Here is a 16,055-nt window from a genome sequence, read left to right on the forward strand (position 1 = left end):
TAGATAATTTAATAGTTTTTGTGTGTTGATCATGGGTGTAGTAGCTTTTATACTCACCTCCTTAAGTCTACATCAACCCTTAGATTCTTTACCTTCTGTCGATAGTAGTCTTTTGATAGGGCGATAACCTATACTAATTAGAAAAATCATCGATAGGGTGAAAATACCAAAGGGCCCTTTTAGAAAATCCATCATATAGCCTGCTTTTGGAATGGAAAATGATAGTTTACCAACAATTTCTTCATTTGTAACAAGGATGTGATCAGGGGTATTGTTAGCATCTCCCTTTGTTTCATAATGAGCTGTTCCGCTTTCTTCGATTACATCAATCACGCGGTGGGTAACGAGATTATTTTGGTGATCACGAAAGGTAATGACATCATTTTCTTCAATCGCATCTGTATTTTTAACGATAATGATGTCTCCAGGTGAAACTTTAGGCTCCATGCTTCCAGATAAAACATTCAACAGATGAAAGCCAAAGATTGATGGAGGGTCTTGATTTTGAGATTGAAATGTTGTTAAGAAAGCTAGTACAAAGGTCAGAAGAAGTAAGACTAGAAAACTATTAAAGATCCATTTGCTAATTTGTTTGACCATATTTTTATCTCCATTCCTACTTTTGATATCCACATTTACTCACATTGTATGGACAAAATATGGATGATATGACCTATTTTAATAATCTTTTGAATCAAGTAGGGAGAATGAAGGTTTGAGTGTTTTATTAATAATAATAGATTGCAGCAGCTAAGAGAAAATTAAAGGTGGAGCTTTGAAATTGCCGTAGGATGGCAGCAGTTTTTTAAATTTTTCATGCAAATACACAAAAAACATTCCCCTTTTCATGAAAATTCGAAAATTTTTCTTTACTTTTTCTCCCTTTTGAGTATAATTATTAATGTAATATTTTGTATCTTTTATGATATAAAAGGAGGGGGTAGAGTGAACTAACTGTTTTAAGGGATATGATGAAATTTCAATTGGGGTAGAAGGGAGAAAGTTGAGTGAGCGCTGGTAAAACTGAAGCAGACTTAAAAGCTGAGTTTGTAGACGCGTACTATAATTATGCTAAAACGCGTGATGGTGAATATTTTAAAGAAATGCTTAGGATTCATAGAAGGCTATTCAAATTAACTAAGGGGGCAGTCCCTCTAAATGTATTTGATTATATCCCAGTCTTGAAAGAAGAACTTCGACAAGAATGGGAAGCTAAAAGAAAGAAGAAAACAACTGTTTAGTGGTGATCTAACTTAGGTTTCCACTTGCGAAATAAATGTAGTTAAAATAAAAGATCAAATTCGACCATTGATTTTTTTGTTAAAACACACCTAAACCCCCACCTGAGTCCTTGAAATTGGGCTTTGGTGGGGTTAAAATTTATACATAATTTTGTTAGGTAGTTTATAGGAGAAAGTACTTATGAATAAAATCTTTTCTTGGGGCGCTGTCCTTTTATGGATGGCTTTAATTTTTTACTTTTCTCATCAACCAGCTGAAGAGTCGAGTGAACTAAGTGGAAGTGTTGTCGATTTAGTTATATCCATAGCTCCGTTTATAGAAGGTGATTCTGACTGGGTTCATTTCTTAGTCCGTAAAGGTGCGCACTTTTTCGTTTATTTTGTGCTGGGGATTCTGGTTATAAACGGATTAAGAGTGAGTGGTATTTCGATTAAGAGGAGTGCACTTGCTAGTGTGTTCATCTGTTTACTTTATGCAATATCAGATGAGGTCCATCAATTATACATACCAGGGCGATCTGGAGAAGTGAGCGATGTTATTTTAGATACAATAGGAGCGAGTGTGGGTGTGTTGGTTTATTTAGGTGTGGTGAGATTGGGTAGAAAGAGTGGTAGGTGAGCAGCGACCCGAGCGGAATTTATCAGCGCTCGGGAGTGATTTATCAGCGTTCGAGCCAATTTATCAGCGCCCGAGCCAACTTATCAGCGCTCAAATTTTCAATTATGAGTCCCAACCTCATACAATTAGCGATTATAGCGCCAGGCAACATAGCCGCTTAATCCAAGGACAGCCAACATAGAACCAAGGAGCATTAAAGTGTGGGTTGAACCCGGGCTTGATGCTTGTCTTTCTGAGAATTCGCTATTTACTCTTCTTTCTCTTGCTTCATAGTTGTCTAAGCCTTCATATTGCCCAAATCTAATAAATGATGACCTCATGTCTGATCCTAAGAGCTCACGAATTTCTTTTGCTTCATCTTCATCTTCATCTTCATCATCTTCTTCGTCCTCATCCTCTTCTCGAGCGTCTTCATCTTCATTTTCTTCGTCAAGTTCAGATTGGTTGTTTTGATTGATTGTATCATTTTCTACTGAATCAGAAGAAGATTCCTCATCTGAAGAGGGGTTGTTAGATGGACTAGTATCATTAGTATTATTATTGTCATTAGTATTATTACCATTGGGCGAGCTATCCCCGCCAGAACCACTACCGTTAGAAGAGTCGTTTCCATCAGAAGAACCATTGTCGAGAGAGTCCTCTTCATTAGGGGATTCTTCTTGATCACCATTTGAATCTTCACTAGAATCGCCGTTTTCATCAGACTCACCAGACTCATCACTTTCTTCATCAGCGTCATTGTCTGAAGGGTCATTTTCATCAGTAGGATCGCCATCGTCTATTGGCCCGTCATCTTCTTCTGCTTCATTTTCATCTGAAGAATTGTCCTCATCAATTGGTCCATCGTCCTCATGAGTCTCATTGCTGTTAGGTGAACCACCCTCATCGTCATCATCTGCAAGGATTAGCTTGGGGGTTGCTAAGAGTAATATGATCATAACTATAATAACAAATGATTTTCTCATATAGCCTCCTATTAATTAAAAGTTCAGTATGTGTAAAATTATTAATGCGAAGTTTTTCTTCATATAATAAGTCCTAGTTTAAATTAATCATAAATAATAGAAGATTTCTACCAATTTCCCGAGATTATTTGCTAAAAATTAAAAACCATAAACTAAATTGTAATTAAATTCACTCTATTGTTAAAATTTGTTGAATTACTAGTTTAAATTTGCTAGACTATCATTAAGCACGAATTGCATGGGTACATAGACTTGAGTTCGTGCATGGGGTGAATTTAGTACAGGGACTTTCCAATGGGGGAATGTAAGATTCCATCAATTCGGTGGGATCTTACAATTGTTTAAACAGAAAAATACGAGTTGGGCGTCACACTTTAATAGAGAGTGTGGCGTTTTTTGATTAGGGTATTTGAAAAGTAAAGAAATACAGTGGAAATGAAAAAAGTCGCTGGGTGCTGATAAAAGTTGTGGAGCGCTGATAAAAGCTGCCAAACGCTGATAAAAGTGTCGTGAACGCTGATAAAAATGATCCGCTTGCGTAACTGTTTATCATACACAAGTCATCAAGTGTTCGTATTTTAGTAACACTTAACACCCACTTGTTTCAGGCTTTTATATTTTAAAATGTTAAATTTTAAAAAATTCATCTTTACAAAGACTTATTTGTTTAATAAAATTATCTGTAACGGGTTACAGGCAGTGTGTCCCCTATATATTTTACATGATGTGTAACCGGTTACAGGTCGAATTGATAGGCTATTAAGGTGATTATTATGACAACTATTAAAGATGTAGCACACCATGCGGAAGTTTCGGTGGCGACGGTTTCGCGGGTTATTAATCGTAATGGATATGTTAATGAAGATACGCGTAAGAAGGTAGAAGCGGCAGTTGAGGAGCTGAATTATAAGCCTAATTCGGTTGCACGAAGCCTTTTTAAGAAGCAATCCAAGACGATCGGCATTATTGTCCCTGACATTACGAACCCATATTTCCCAGAATTAGTTCGTGGTGTTGAAGATTATTTAATTAAAAAAGGCTTTACGACGATTCTTTGTAATAGTGATGAAGACCCGGAAAAAGAAAGACTTTATCTTGATGTGATGAAGCAAAAATATGTCGATGGTGTGATTATTGTTTCGAATATGGCTGAGCGAGAGTTTATTGATGAGTGTGATATCCCAATGGTTGCCTTAGATCGTAATGTTCATCAAGAGATGCCCGCTTTCGTAATTGACAATCGTGACGGTGGAAGGGTTGCGACAGAGCATTTATTCGATGTGGGGTGCAAGCGAGTTGCCCATATTAAAGGCCCAGATCAAGTTATCAATTCTGAAGAACGATATGAAGGATACATAGAAGTAGTAAATGGTCGAGACTGGTTTCAAGACAGTTTCGTTGTATCGGGCAACTTTGAACAAAAACAGGCCGCACAAGTAACTAAGCAATTGTTAAACAAGCACCCTGAAATTGATGGTATTTTTGCTGGGAATGATGCTATGGCAGTCGGTGTATTAAAAGCCGCAGAATCATTAAACCTGAAAGTCCCCGAAGATTTAGCGATCATTGGTTTTGATGGCATCGATTTAACAGAGATGACATCCCCAGAATTAACCACCCTCTCACAACCGATTTATCAAATGAGCCGTGATGCTGCAAAAGCCTTAATCACGTTAATAGAAGGGAAAACAATTAAACAAAAAGAAAACCTTTTCCCATTACAATTGCTCAAGCGTCAATCAACTAAAAGATAGATAGAAAGAAAGCACACACGTTCGTGTTAACCGCGAGTGGGTGCTTTTATTTTTAACACTTTTCTAGTTTCTAGTCGGTTGTATTAGTAGAGACTACAAATGAAAAGTGGTGATTATATGAGAAATGAGCTTTTGAGTCTTATAGATAAGCTTCAACAAGATGATTATAAGACAAGGTTATTAAGACGATTACTGATGATGGCATTTTCAGTGCTTTTGAGGGAGGGGAATTATGACGATTTCCGAAAGACGATGGTCATGCTAACTCGGAGTGGTTTTTTTCGTGATGTTGTAAAAGATGAAGAGTTGGTGATGTTGGCCAGTCTGGTGGGGAGGAGGTTTCGTTGAGAGACGAATGTTTAACACCTTGGTCGCTTAGGGAAAACATTATACAAAACCCGATTAATAGGTGGTGTTAAAATGGTCCAACACAAAAATAATCACAAAGGGAAAAGCGTTGATCGTAAGAAAAAAGGCGCATACGAAGAAGACCGCACGCCAATTCACGAATACAAGGACGCTCAATTTGTCGACGAACCACCGCTAGAAGATGTGAAAATCGAGGAACAGAATCAAAAGCAGAAAAACAAACGAAAAAGCCAAAATACTTCGCAGAGTGAGAGGAAGTATAGGAAGAGTCAGTAAGCCCGCTTTGAATAATAAAGCGGGTTTATTATATTGGGGGCGGTTAGCAATCTGATATTTACATGAGAGTGCTCCTTAAATTTAAGTTTTGGGTATATAATAGAGTAGGGGAGTTTAGTTGTGAGTGAAAAGCATACTAGGTAAGAAATACAAGGAATGGAAACATTAATTTTTTCGAGTGCTAAAGATTTATTAGTGTATTATGAATTAGAGTCTAAAGACGATGGTCCAATAGTTGCTAAATCCCTTGTTGAAGAATACAGTAGAAAAATAAGGGGAATATTGGATTATCCTCATGGTGGGACATTAGCACCTGAAGAAATAGCAGAAATTAGGTTTAGACTTAATAAGATGTTTGAATTGTATAGGAAGGAGGTTACTTTATGACTGCTATAAAATCCCTGTTATTCGTTTGGAAAAACCATGAGAATAACTTTTATTATCAAATTGGTACACTTAGTTATGATGGGGAAGTGTACACCTTCGAATATAGTCATAAAAGTGAATCCCCTCGAAATGTTTATGAAGCTTTAAGTAAAGGTTATCGTTTACACCCTGCTTTTCCAGACTTAGAGAAAACTTAAGTTTCTGAGAAGCTTTTTACTACTTTTAATCGACGAATTCCCGACCAATCTCGTATTGGCTATGAAAATATATTGAATGAGCTATTTTTACCACAAGATGCTGATCGAATGGATTTGTTACGTGAAACACGTGGCACTTTATCTGGTGACCCTTATTCATTTGAAGAGCCCCTTCGGTTAACTGGTGAAACTCTTTATTCTAACTTTTATATCAATGGCATGCGACATAGTGAAGGATTGCCAACTAATTGGGATTCAATTATCAATAAAGGTGATTCATTGGTTGCGCAGTTAGAGGAAGGTAATCAATTTGATCCTTTTGCAGTAAAAGTATTAACCATAGATGATATGCATGTAGGTTATATTCCTGGAATTTATGCACAGGCAGTCCATGCCTTGTTGAAAAATCAGGAAAAGGTGAAGTTAACTGTTAAGCAAGTTCGTCCTAATTTTACACCACAATGGTGGGTGAAGGTTGAGTTAGCTGCTACTGTTGAAATGAATAACCCCAACCAATATTATCGCAAAAATCTAGATAGTTTTATATTTAAGGAGATAGCGTAACATTTGGCACTTAATTAGTATTTTGGGTAGAGATGAAAAAAGAATCCGTACGCTCTTCTACTTACGCAGTTTAGATTACACTCTCCAAGGCAAATAAAAGGAGCACCTTTGCAAATCCAAAGGTGCTCCTTTTAGCTTGACCACAATTTGTATATAAGAACGTTGTATAACCTTAAAAACTTTCACCCTTTACACGTTCTTCCCCCTATAGATTTTCGCTTAGATATTAGGAATTTCGCCCGATTAACGGGTTGATTAGGCGAACGCCCAATTAATTAGGCGTTCGCCTGAAAAATGATAATTTCGCCTGAATATTCGAAATTTCGCCCGATTATTGTGAAGTTCGCCTGAATAACGGAAATTTCGCCTGATTCCTAAATAATCAGGCGATTTCATATTACTTCATTTACCACATACTCCATCAATCACACCCAACCGGAGATTTTAAAACTTATATCCCAAATAATTGTGAAAAATATTGAATTTTTTGTCGTATAATGGTACTTTATTACTCGTGATATATACTTATATAGATAGAGGGGGATATCCGAATGAGAAGCAACAGATTATTGTTGTTGGTTCTTTTGTCAGGCATCATGGTTTTAGCTGCGTGTGGTGAAATGACTTTAGAACTAGAAAAGGATGGATCAGGAGAAGTATTTATGGAGATTCCTAATAATGGAATGATTTCTCCGGGTGAAATTGAGAGCCAATTAGAAAGTCAGGTAGAAGATTCAGATCAGGTGTCTGGGTTTTCAGTGAATGAAGGTAGTAACTCAATAAGGACTAGCTTTCAATTTGATAATATTAGTGCTATTGACCCTAATTCGTACATAATACCCGTCTCAGATTATGTGGTTGCAGGAGATTCAAGGCTAGATGAATTACATATTGTTGATGAGGAAATGGAAGCGTTTGAATCAGATAGCACTGCATTGTTTGTGAGGCTTCCTGGTGATTTGCAAGATTTTGAAACAGCGAGAGTGGAGGTTTCTGGTGAAATTGTAGCACATTCTGAGGAGTTAGAGTTAGTTAATGACGACACAGTAGAAGTTGAATCTCGTGGTGAAGTTTTCTTAGTATTTGAGCCGAGTAGTGGTCTTGGTGTACTTGGTTGGGGAATGATCCTTTTATTACCTATAGCAGGTGGGGTTTTCTTCTATTTAAGGAGAAATAATATGTTACCGGCTAAGGAAGCTAAGAAAGAAGGTGACACAGATGCGTAAGGTATTATTTACGTTTTCAATAGCTAGTTTAATGCTATTAATGGCTTGTGGTTCAGATGATGCTTTTCAGAATGATTTAGAAACGGTTATTGATCAAATGAATGATATGGACTATGACGAAGCAATTGCTAAGTTACAGGAGTTAGAAGAAGGGTTAGTAGGAGATCAGTATGAAACAGGCCGTATTAACCTTGTTAGTGGCATGCTTAATGAAGCAGAATATATGAGTGAGAACATTGCTGAATTAGAAGAGATGTATAATTCTGCAATGGAACATGTTGATGAGGCAACAGCTAGTGAAGATCGGGATATAGAATTGTATAGTCATGCACTTAGTTCTATAGATCAAACGCTTAATCGATTTGAAGATATGACACAGCTAGATATGTACCAAGATTTAGAGGGTAAACGTGATGAGTTAAGTGAAGAAATTTTAGGTGATTGGTTACCTTCGTTGCAAGAAGGTATTGAAAGTGATTTAGAATCACAGAATTTTGCAGAAGCAGAAATGCAATTAAATGAAATGAATCGTTTACATCAAATGATGCCAGAAGAGATTAGAGAAGGTGTCGTTAGTGAATATGATGAAATGATCGCTGAAGAAAGAGAACGTTTTGTTTTTATTCCTGAGATTGTAGATGGTTGGAATGAAACGGTAATTGATAACGATGAAGGATCTATAGAGGTTGAAGGAGTTAGAAATATTGATAGTGGAGTAGAAGTCGTTATAAGCTTCAATGATTATTACAAAAATATTAGTGATCAGCTGGCATTTAGCCCAAGAATGATTCTTTCAGATAGTGATACTGTGAGTGGTTCATTAGCTGAAACTAGATTATTAGAAGACAAAGCTATTACTAAATATCACTTCTCAACTATGGGGGGTGACATTCAAGTAGATGATATCTCGAGAATGGATGTTGAAGCTCCATTTGAACAAGAAGAAGCTATTCAAGTAGCCTTTGATGGTACTGATGGTGAGTATGAAATCCCTGGAATTGAATCGATCAAAGAGTTGCATAGGCCAGAGTGGACTCTAGATGGTGATAACTTTGAAGTAGAAATAGATCGTTTCTTTGTTGAAGACCATAATATTGAAATTACAGGCGTGATCAAGGCTGAAGAAGATATAACAATTGATGAAACTTCAAGGGCTTATTTACCTTTTACAAAAGAAGAGAATGATACTAGAGGGTTTGGCTCTAATGAGGTAGAGCTTTATGCAGATACGGAGAAAGATTTTGAAATTAATCATAGTTTCAGTGATCCCATTACAGAGTTTCATAATTATATAGACTTAATGTTATTTGAACACCATTTATCAGTTGATTTGACTGATGGACAATTGTATGAGGTTTCTGATCCTGTGTTTGTAGCTGATCTGGAAAATAGAACACATCGTACCTCGTCTAATTTATATGATGAACATAATGATAGAGAATTAATTAACCAATCAGGTGATAGAGTTAAAGAAGATTCACTTATTATGCGTGCAAGTGCAGTCAATCGGTATACATTAAATGACCGGTTTGATCAATTTACTACGACACTTCATGTTCACCAAGGAAATAGTGGTGTTGATTATGGAACGACGGAATTTGAAGTCTATTCAGTTGAAGATGATGATGAAGTTGAGCTTTATTCAACAACAATTGAGGAAGATCATGATGCACAAGATGTTGAAATAGATGTAGAAGGCGTAACAGAATTGAAGATTCAAATTAGTACAGATAGAGGTTCTGAAGGAAGACAAGAAATTATATTAGAAGAACCAGCAGTTGAGTAAAATTATTTTAAGGAAAAAGAGGTTGATTAAAATGAAAAAAGTACTATTTATTCTAGTGACTATGACAGTAATCTTTTTAACAGCATGTTCATCTTCTGGCGATATTGAAGGTGTGTGGGAGTTAGATGGTGAGCAGATGGAAATTGGAGATGGAGTTATGTCCATTCAAGGTGACTTTCCAATTGAAATAGAGTATGAGCACTTAAGTGGCGATGAGTACGAAATAACATTTATGGGCGAAACAGATACGATGGAAATTAGTGTGAGTGGTGATGAGTTGACGATGGAGTCAATGACAACAGGGGATCAGGAAACTTACGATCGTGTGGAATAATTGATGCATACAAAAAGCAAGTCCCTCCTTTGAATGGAGGAACTTGCTTTTTTGTTAAAACTTAAAACATAACCATATTTTCTAAGTTGTTTACTAAACTGTCGATATAAAAGTTAAATAGAATGTACATAAATATTACTGTCATAAAAAAGCTCGCGATACTATTATAGACAAACTGGCCATTCTCACCTGATTTAGTCAAGTTGTAAGTGGTTAACAGCACAGGCGCTACTAAAGTGAATGCTATTAAACTCGCAAATAGAAGAATTAGAGTAAATTGAGCCGATGTACTTAAGCCAGTAATGATTGATAAAATAGCTAAAACTGAAAATGGTACGGCCAATGCTCCGTATTGCGCGAGTGTTGTTTTAAATGATTGATTAACTTTACCGATCTTTAAAGAAATAATTAATGCTAATAACCCAGTACCAGCAATGAGGATTGTACCTAGAACTAAACGACTAACTGTACCAAAGAATGGGACTGATTCATCTACACCAAATCCGCCTACCAATTGACTAAATAACCCGTTGAGTAAGAAATAAACACCTAATGATAGAGTTAATGACATAATAACTAATGTAATAATTCCATTTATGTACGAGCTTTCTTGTTGTTTTAATGCTAGGTTAGGATTTTTTAAGGTTGAAATAAAATATTCCCAGTAGTTTTTGGTAAAGTTCTTTGCCTGATCAAGCTGAGCATTTGAAGATTTACTTTCGCTAGCTTGACTCTGACCCTGATCCTGACTCTGGTCCTCTTGTTGATCGGGTGATTCATTAGACCCGGAATCATTTGAAATTGGCTTCCCGCAATTCTCGCAAAACCTCCCTTCTTCTTGTTGGTGCTGACAATTTTCACATACTAATGTGATCATAAAAACACTCCTTTAGTTTTAATACAAAATCTCTATAAATTGTAACATAAATTATCAAAAGCTGACATAATTTATGAAAGATTAATGTGGTTGACAAAAAAAGCGAGGGACATTTGGAGTGGGTGTTTTATATTAGGAAGCTAAAATAGACTCAGTCGAATAAAGGTTCTTCAGAAATTGAATTTATTACAGCCATCTCTAGCACACACTGTACTATGTTAAACTAGTAGTAATATTAATGAGTATTCGGAGTTGAACAAGTGCAAATTCAATGTACGAAAAAGTTGTTAAGTGAAATGAAGGTCGAAGCAGATGAGCGAATTGAGAGGGATTCCATATTTGATTGGCATGCTAATGTGATTAAATTGGGTAGGAGAAAAGCGGTTGTTTTAGTGAATGACATTTCTCGTTATTCGATTTTGATTTATGGTGTGAAGGTGGCTGATTTCCATCGTTTGTCTGAGCGTATTTCTTTAGCCATTAACCAAGTGTTACAGGCTGAGGGAATTGAAAAGAGTATTATTGATGAGTATTTTGAAGCGGCTGGTAAGGTAAATTTTACTCATACGAAGTCACGAAAGATGGTTTCTACTATGACTCAGCGTGTAAAGGAACTGGAAATGATTGTGGACGATTTGGGCGATGATGAGAGAGTTTAAGTGGGTATTAGCAAGTTTTGGAGCCGTTTTTTAACTGGTAATGGACAATGTAGTTATATCATGCCTAATCGTGAGGTGTTTGAAGAGCTTGAGAAGTTTTCGGGTAGGGCGATTTTTTAAAATGATGCATTTGAAGTTACAGTGAGTTTGGCGTTGGGGAGTCATAGAGCTTGGAGACGGCTGATTGTTCGTAATGACATCACGTTCTCACAATTTCATGATGTAATTCAAACTGCATTTAAATGGGAAGACAGCCACCTGTATCATTTCGAAATTGGTGATGATGAAATTGAGATTGGCTCTGAACTATTGGAAACACGTTTGGGTGAACGGCTAGAAATTGGGACTAAATTTAAATATGTTTATGATTTTGGAGATAACTGGGAGCATGATGTTGTTGTCGAACGGACAATCGAGGGCTACTCTACGCAACATGCAACGTGCTTAGATGGTGAACATCCAGGACCACCAGAAGATGTCGGTGGAATTCCAGGCTATTTGGAGTTTTTACGAATTATTAATGATAAAAATGATCCAGACCATCCCCATATGAAACTGTGGGCAAGCTTGTGGAAGCCTGAATTTGATATCGTGTGGGTTAATCGAAAGCTCGAGCGTTTGGCATAAAGTTTAATAAGAAAAATCGCCTAATTATTGTGGAATTAGGCGATTTTTTTAATAATTAAGCGAAATCGACGATAATTGGATGAACTTCTCGATAATTAAGCGAACGCCCAATTAATTGAGCGTTCGCTTAAATCCGCCCTTGATCCGCAGAGTGTCCGATCTCTTCCATTATCTGGATTATCAGCGATTTTTTTAATATTCCGGCGAAAATTTAATTTTTCCGGCGAAACTAGGTGATAATTCGGCGAACGCCGGATTTTACACGCGTTCGCCCAATCGAGCCCTAATCGCCCACCGCCACGTCTCCCCCTAAAAACCTACCAAATTTATCTACTATAAAATTTTCTGTCAACTTATAGACAAACTTGTCGAAATAACCTATAATTCGATTAACGGAAATTTACCATAATATATCCGAAATTAAATATAAGTGGAGATGAGATCATGACTAATTTGGATCAAATTATGCAAGATGTCATTAGTGTTAGAAGGGATTTACATATTCATCCTGAGTTGAGTGGGGAAGAATATGAAACTTCTAAAAAGATTCAGCAAAAGTTAGATGAGTACGGGATTACGTATAAAGCAGGTTATGCCGAAACAGGTGTGCTTGGCATCATTAAAGGGAGTAAGCCTGGCAAAACGGTGGCGTTAAGGGCGGATATTGATGCGCTTCCAATTGATGAGAAGGCGGATGTGCCATTTCACTCGCAAACGCCAGGGAAGATGCATGCATGTGGCCACGATGCTCACACGGCGATGCTTCTAGGTACTGGTCGTTATTTACAAAAGCGTGTTGATGAAATTGAGGGGACGATTCTATTAATCTTCCAACCTGCTGAGGAGAACTCGCCAACGGGTGGTTCGCAACAGATGATGAATGATGGTGTTTTTGATGAGTATACGCCTGATGTGGTAGTGGCTCAACACGTTTGGCCAGGACTTCCGGTTGGTCAAATTGGGGTTACACCTGGGCCGATGATGGGGAACTCAGATCGTTTCAAGATTACGATTAAAGGTTCTGGTGGTCATGCTTCAATGCCGCATGAAACGGTTGATGCGATTGTGACGGCTAATCAAGTGATTAATGCGCTGCAAACGATTGTCAGCCGTAATGCTAATCCGTTTGATCCAGCGGTTATTACGGTTGGAAAAGTTGAAGGCGGATACAGATACAATGTTGTAGCGGATGAAGTAACACTTGAAGGCACCGTGAGAACGCAATCAAATGAGATGAAGGATAAGGTTAAGCGTCGTTTTCATGAAGTTGTCGAAGGTGTTACAGACTCCATGAATGCTTCAGTCGATATTGAATATTTAGATGGATATCCTGCAACTGTTAACACGCCGAAGTGGGCTGAACGCGTTAGAGAAACGGCGGTTAATTTATATGGTGAAGAATCAGTGCCGCATGTCACGCCAAGTTTAGGTGGAGAAGACTTCGGTCGATTTTTACTTCAGTATCCGGGTGTGTATTTTTGGTTAGGAACGTCAGTTGGTGAAGGGCAAAAGCCGCTTCATGATCCGTATTTTAAATTAAATGAATCCGGTATGAAGTATGGCGTGGAAATGATGACGGAAGTAGCTCTTGATACTTTAAACGATTTAAAGGAGTGAGCTTATGACGATTAATCAATTTGTAGAGTCGATCTCTAGTTATTTAATAGAAAAACGACGAAGTTTTCACAAAATGCCAGAGCTTGGTTTCACGGAGTATGTGACGACGTATCGAATTTTTCAACAACTTGATGAGTTGGATTTTAATATTTTCGTCGGTGAAGAGACGTTAGTAGCGGATGAGCGTTATGGTGTTCCAACGCAAAGTGAGCTGGATGAAGCAGAAGTAAGAGCGTGCCATAACGGCGTTCCACAAGCATTTATTGAAAAAATGCAAGGTGGTCAAACAGGAATTGTCGCTGTATTAGATACAGGTCGACCTGGGCCGCATACGGCGATGCGTTTTGACATTGATGCTTTACCGATTAAAGAAAGTCAAGATGACGAGCATTTACCTGCGAGTAATGGTTTTCGCTCGACTATTGAAGATTGCATGCACGCTTGTGGTCATGATGGGCACACGACAATCGGTTTAGGTGTCGCAAAATTTTTACACGAACATCACGATGAGTTAACAGGGCGTTATACGTTATTATTTCAGCCTGCTGAAGAAGGTGGCCGTGGAGCTAAGGCGATGGTTGCAAAGGGTTGGCTTGATGATGTTGATTATTTCCTGAGTGGCCATTTAGGTATTGGTGATCAAGAAGCAGGGGTTGTTTCTGCTACGTCTAGCCGCTTTCTAGCAAGTTCGAAGTTGAATGTTCATTTTAAAGGAAAATCTGCCCATGCAGGTGTTGAGCCAAATGAAGGAAAAAATGCGTTATTAGCAGCTGCTTCTGCTAGTTTACATTTGAATAGTATTCCGCGTCATAAAGATGGTGCAACACGTGTGAATGTCGGTCGGCTTGAAGCGGGTAGTGGTCGTAACGTGATTGCTGATTACGCTTATATGGAAATGGAAACGAGAGGCGAGACGACGGAGCTTAATCAATATATGTTAGAGCAGGCGAAGCGAATGATTGATTCGAGCGGGCAGCTTTATGATGTTGAAACAGAAGTTGAATTTATGGGTGAAGCGTTAAATGGTCGTTGTGACGCTGAGTTTCTTGAACTTATCCCAAAAGCTAACGAAGACAATCGGTTTGTTACCGGCGTCATCGATACGATTGAAGTTGGTGCTTCAGAAGATGTGACGTTTATGATGGAGCGCGTGCAGGATCAGGGTGGCAAAGCGACGTTTATGATTTTCCCAAGTTCTATTCCTAATGGACACCACCATCCAGCGTTCGACTTTGACGAGTATTCATTAAAGACAGCCGTTTCAACATTTGCTCATACAATTCAATACATTAACGAACAGGAGACGATCTAGATGGAAGAATGGCTCAAAGATTTACTTTGGCGATTAAATTTAGTTAAAAATATGAATCAGCCAGATGGTTTTACCCGCTTAGGCTATACGCCTAAAGAGGATGAGTCGATTGAAGTTTTTAAATCAGAAGCTAAGAGGTTAGGTTTAGACATTCATGAAGATGCTGCTGGAAACGTTATGGCAAGGTGGGAAGGTGAAAATCCCGACTTACCAGCTGTTGCGTCTGGTTCCCACCTAGATACGGTCGTCAAAGGTGGAGGATACGATGGTCTTGCTGGTGTGCTTTGCGCATTGGGAGCTGTTAAAAAGTTAAAAGGTGACGGCTTTACTCCAAAGCATCCAATTGAAGTCATTGCTTTTCGTTCTGAAGAATCAGCGCGTTTTGGCATTTCGACAATTGGCAGTAAAGCGATGACAGGGTTATTGGACAAATCGATCGGTTCTGTCCAAGATTTTGAAGGTATTTCAATTAAAGAGGCTGTTTCTCATTGTGGTTTTGATTGGGACAATTTTCATAAAGCTGAACGTAGTGAAAAAGCGATCAAAACTTTCGTTGAATTGCACATTGAACAAGGGACTCATATTGAAGATCATGACAAAGATTACGGCGTTGTAAGAGGGATTGCCACACCCATTCGTTTAAAAGTCACAGCCAATGGTAAAGCCGGGCATACCGGGACAACGCCGATGCATAAACGTCATGATGCTTTCGTCGCTTTATCGCCACTTGTTGAGTTTGTAAATAGCTATACGAAACAATTAAATGAAAAGCAAAATACACCTATTGTAGCAACGGTAAGTACTGTTGATTTAAAGCCGAATGTCATGAATGTTATCCCATCAACAGTCGAAGTTGGCATCGACATTCGTAGTGTCAGTGATGAATTAAAGCAAGAAGTGGCTGAAGCAATCCGACAAAAGGTGAAAAAGATTGAAGGCGAAACAGACGTTACGTTTGATGTCCATGAACTCGTTAATAACGAATCTATTTTATTAGATGATGAACTACAACAAAGTCTAGTAAAAATAGGTGAGCTAGAAGGGCTGTCACCTCATTTAATGGACAGTGGTGCTGGGCATGACGTGATGAATATGAGTGTTAAATGGCCGTCTGGGTTAATTTTCATTCCGTGTGAAGACGGGCTGAGCCATCACCCTGACGAGTTCGCATCACTAGCTGATTTAGAAAAAGGCGTCCGTCTATTAACACAATATTATTTAGAAACTGCCAAAGGTGTGTAATTT

The 16,055-nt window shown here is 38.1% G+C and carries 18 protein-coding genes and 1 pseudogene; 16 read left to right on the forward strand and 3 right to left on the reverse strand.

All coding sequences use genetic code 11. The annotated features are described in order from the left end of the window. Positions 1-72 precede the first annotated feature (72 nt). Positions 73-600, reverse strand: coding sequence for a signal peptidase I (locus ABDZ63_RS13570; protein ID WP_343784350.1), 528 nt, complete (start codon positions 598-600; stop codon positions 73-75). Positions 601-1,007: 407 nt separating this feature from the next. On the opposite strand from ABDZ63_RS13570, the gene ABDZ63_RS13575 reads away from it, so the two are divergent. Together ABDZ63_RS13575 and ABDZ63_RS13580 are read left to right on the forward strand one after the other, a co-directional pair. Further along, a complete protein-coding gene (locus ABDZ63_RS13575) occupies positions 1,008-1,241 on the forward strand; it encodes a hypothetical protein (RefSeq protein WP_343784352.1) in 234 nt (77 codons plus the stop codon). 181 nt (positions 1,242-1,422) lie between these two features. Next, a complete protein-coding gene (locus tag ABDZ63_RS13580; RefSeq protein WP_343784354.1) occupies positions 1,423-1,860 on the forward strand; it encodes a VanZ family protein in 438 nt (145 codons plus the stop codon). Between the two features lie 125 nt (positions 1,861-1,985). Here the strand turns inward: ABDZ63_RS13580 and ABDZ63_RS13585 are convergent, their stop codons facing one another. Continuing rightward, complete coding sequence (locus ABDZ63_RS13585) at positions 1,986-2,825, reverse strand: hypothetical protein (protein WP_343784356.1); 840 nt, start codon at positions 2,823-2,825, stop codon at positions 1,986-1,988. A gap of 773 nt (positions 2,826-3,598) precedes the next feature. Between ABDZ63_RS13585 and ABDZ63_RS13590 the strand changes: the two genes are divergently transcribed. The 9 genes from ABDZ63_RS13590 (at position 3,599) to ABDZ63_RS13630 (ending at position 9,718) form a co-directional block, all read left to right on the forward strand. Then, a complete protein-coding gene (locus tag ABDZ63_RS13590) occupies positions 3,599-4,579 on the forward strand; it encodes a LacI family DNA-binding transcriptional regulator (protein WP_343784358.1) in 981 nt (326 codons plus the stop codon). Positions 4,580-4,696: 117 nt separating this feature from the next. Next, positions 4,697-4,927 (forward strand): hypothetical protein, encoded by a 231-nt coding sequence (locus ABDZ63_RS13595; protein WP_343784360.1) that lies wholly within the window; start codon positions 4,697-4,699, stop codon positions 4,925-4,927. Positions 4,928-4,999: 72 nt separating this feature from the next. Continuing rightward, positions 5,000-5,224 carry a hypothetical protein gene (locus ABDZ63_RS13600; RefSeq protein ID WP_343784362.1) on the forward strand — a complete coding sequence of 75 codons (225 nt, stop codon included), beginning with the start codon at positions 5,000-5,002 and terminating at the stop codon, positions 5,222-5,224. A 156-nt stretch (positions 5,225-5,380) separates the two neighbouring features. Continuing rightward, positions 5,381-5,611, forward strand: a complete 231-nt coding sequence (locus ABDZ63_RS13605) for a hypothetical protein (protein WP_343784364.1) — start codon at positions 5,381-5,383, stop codon at positions 5,609-5,611. After that, a complete protein-coding gene (locus tag ABDZ63_RS13610) occupies positions 5,608-5,808 on the forward strand; it encodes a hypothetical protein (RefSeq protein ID WP_343784366.1) in 201 nt (66 codons plus the stop codon). The genes ABDZ63_RS13605 and ABDZ63_RS13610 overlap by 4 nt, the downstream gene beginning before the upstream one ends. Before the next feature lie 72 nt (positions 5,809-5,880). Then, the gene (locus ABDZ63_RS13615; protein WP_343784368.1) at positions 5,881-6,372 is read left to right on the forward strand and encodes an HIRAN domain-containing protein; all 492 of its coding nucleotides are present in this window, start codon (positions 5,881-5,883) and stop codon (positions 6,370-6,372) included. A gap of 551 nt (positions 6,373-6,923) precedes the next feature. Beyond that, positions 6,924-7,598 carry a hypothetical protein gene (locus tag ABDZ63_RS13620; RefSeq protein ID WP_343784370.1) on the forward strand — a complete coding sequence of 225 codons (675 nt, stop codon included), beginning with the start codon at positions 6,924-6,926 and terminating at the stop codon, positions 7,596-7,598. After that, a complete protein-coding gene (locus ABDZ63_RS13625; protein ID WP_343784372.1) occupies positions 7,591-9,384 on the forward strand; it encodes an NPCBM/NEW2 domain-containing protein in 1,794 nt (597 codons plus the stop codon). The genes ABDZ63_RS13620 and ABDZ63_RS13625 overlap by 8 nt, the downstream gene beginning before the upstream one ends. Before the next feature lie 31 nt (positions 9,385-9,415). Then, a complete protein-coding gene (locus ABDZ63_RS13630) occupies positions 9,416-9,718 on the forward strand; it encodes a hypothetical protein (RefSeq protein ID WP_343784374.1) in 303 nt (100 codons plus the stop codon). A gap of 61 nt (positions 9,719-9,779) precedes the next feature. Here the strand turns inward: ABDZ63_RS13630 and ABDZ63_RS13635 are convergent, their stop codons facing one another. After that, positions 9,780-10,595 carry a hypothetical protein gene (locus ABDZ63_RS13635; RefSeq protein WP_343784376.1) on the reverse strand — a complete coding sequence of 272 codons (816 nt, stop codon included), beginning with the start codon at positions 10,593-10,595 and terminating at the stop codon, positions 9,780-9,782. A 260-nt stretch (positions 10,596-10,855) separates the two neighbouring features. Between ABDZ63_RS13635 and ABDZ63_RS13640 the strand changes: the two genes are divergently transcribed. The 5 genes and pseudogenes from ABDZ63_RS13640 to ABDZ63_RS13660 all read left to right on the forward strand — a co-directional run bounded on the left by ABDZ63_RS13640 (position 10,856) and on the right by ABDZ63_RS13660 (position 16,052). Further along, on the forward strand, positions 10,856-11,254 hold the full coding sequence (locus ABDZ63_RS13640; RefSeq protein ID WP_343784378.1) for a DUF6933 domain-containing protein: 399 nt from the start codon (positions 10,856-10,858) through the stop codon (positions 11,252-11,254). A 138-nt stretch (positions 11,255-11,392) separates the two neighbouring features. Next, a pseudogene (locus tag ABDZ63_RS13645) lies at positions 11,393-11,881 on the forward strand (plasmid pRiA4b ORF-3 family protein); the annotation flags it as partial. 444 nt (positions 11,882-12,325) lie between these two features. Next, positions 12,326-13,498, forward strand: coding sequence for a M20 metallopeptidase family protein (locus tag ABDZ63_RS13650; RefSeq protein ID WP_343784380.1), 1,173 nt, complete (start codon positions 12,326-12,328; stop codon positions 13,496-13,498). Between the two features lie 4 nt (positions 13,499-13,502). Then, a complete protein-coding gene (locus ABDZ63_RS13655; RefSeq protein WP_343784383.1) occupies positions 13,503-14,810 on the forward strand; it encodes an amidohydrolase in 1,308 nt (435 codons plus the stop codon). Continuing rightward, positions 14,811-16,052, forward strand: a complete 1,242-nt coding sequence (locus ABDZ63_RS13660; RefSeq protein ID WP_343784385.1) for a M20 family metallo-hydrolase — start codon at positions 14,811-14,813, stop codon at positions 16,050-16,052. It abuts the gene before it with no gap. Positions 16,053-16,055 lie beyond the last annotated feature (3 nt).

Source organism: Alkalibacillus silvisoli (genome assembly GCF_039521975.1).
In the GTDB taxonomy this organism is placed as follows: domain Bacteria; phylum Bacillota; class Bacilli; order Bacillales; family Alkalibacillaceae; genus Alkalibacillus; species Alkalibacillus silvisoli.

Bases quoted from the DNA above. Each gene is read 5' to 3' on its own strand.
- ABDZ63_RS13570 (WP_343784350.1), bottom strand. From the start codon at position 600: ATGGTCAAACAAATTAGCAAATGGATCTTTAATAGTTTTCTAGTCTTA.
- ABDZ63_RS13580 (WP_343784354.1), top strand. From the start codon at position 1,423: ATGAATAAAATCTTTTCTTGGGGCGCTGTCCTTTTATGGATGGCTTTA.
- ABDZ63_RS13585 (WP_343784356.1), bottom strand. From the start codon at position 2,825: ATGAGAAAATCATTTGTTATTATAGTTATGATCATATTACTCTTAGCA.
- ABDZ63_RS13590 (WP_343784358.1), top strand. From the start codon at position 3,599: ATGACAACTATTAAAGATGTAGCACACCATGCGGAAGTTTCGGTGGCG.
- ABDZ63_RS13595 (WP_343784360.1), top strand. From the start codon at position 4,697: ATGAGAAATGAGCTTTTGAGTCTTATAGATAAGCTTCAACAAGATGAT.
- ABDZ63_RS13600 (WP_343784362.1), top strand. From the start codon at position 5,000: ATGGTCCAACACAAAAATAATCACAAAGGGAAAAGCGTTGATCGTAAG.
- ABDZ63_RS13605 (WP_343784364.1), top strand. From the start codon at position 5,381: ATGGAAACATTAATTTTTTCGAGTGCTAAAGATTTATTAGTGTATTAT.
- ABDZ63_RS13610 (WP_343784366.1), top strand. From the start codon at position 5,608: ATGACTGCTATAAAATCCCTGTTATTCGTTTGGAAAAACCATGAGAAT.
- ABDZ63_RS13620 (WP_343784370.1), top strand. From the start codon at position 6,924: ATGAGAAGCAACAGATTATTGTTGTTGGTTCTTTTGTCAGGCATCATG.
- ABDZ63_RS13625 (WP_343784372.1), top strand. From the start codon at position 7,591: ATGCGTAAGGTATTATTTACGTTTTCAATAGCTAGTTTAATGCTATTA.
- ABDZ63_RS13630 (WP_343784374.1), top strand. From the start codon at position 9,416: ATGAAAAAAGTACTATTTATTCTAGTGACTATGACAGTAATCTTTTTA.
- ABDZ63_RS13635 (WP_343784376.1), bottom strand. From the start codon at position 10,595: ATGATCACATTAGTATGTGAAAATTGTCAGCACCAACAAGAAGAAGGG.
- ABDZ63_RS13650 (WP_343784380.1), top strand. From the start codon at position 12,326: ATGACTAATTTGGATCAAATTATGCAAGATGTCATTAGTGTTAGAAGG.
- ABDZ63_RS13655 (WP_343784383.1), top strand. From the start codon at position 13,503: ATGACGATTAATCAATTTGTAGAGTCGATCTCTAGTTATTTAATAGAA.
- ABDZ63_RS13660 (WP_343784385.1), top strand. From the start codon at position 14,811: ATGGAAGAATGGCTCAAAGATTTACTTTGGCGATTAAATTTAGTTAAA.